Here is a 392-nt window from a genome sequence, read left to right on the forward strand (position 1 = left end):
GTGTACCTTATGTGCCTATGTGGTGAAGCGCTTTGCCAAATTGACCGTAAAAAATTTGCTGCACGTAATTTGCCCAAACCCAGTTCGCTATATTGCGCAATACCTTTTTAAGAGAGGATTATACCTATGAATTTCGGAAAAGAATTTGAAAAATATGCTGTAAAGCACCGTGGCCTTAGCAGCAATACGCTACACGGTTATATGACTCATACGATACCACAGGCTGCGGCTTTCATTCAGCCCACAGGTATTGTCACTGATGTTACCAACCTTACCCCCAACATTATTGAGGAACGGCCAATGAATGTTGCTGTAATGGATGTATACAGCCGCCTGATGATGGACCGCATCATCTTTTTAGGCTACCCTATTTCTGACGAAGTAGCCAATAT

At 42.9% G+C, this 392-nt stretch carries 1 pseudogene; it reads left to right on the top strand.

Annotated elements, in window-relative coordinates:
• Nucleotides 1–126: 126 nt before the first annotated feature.
• Nucleotides 127–392: pseudogene (locus I6F37_RS43940) on the top strand (hypothetical protein); the annotation flags it as partial.

This window comes from Bradyrhizobium sp. NBAIM08, assembly GCF_020193935.1.
Lineage (GTDB): Bacteria > Pseudomonadota > Alphaproteobacteria > Rhizobiales > Xanthobacteraceae > Bradyrhizobium > Bradyrhizobium yuanmingense.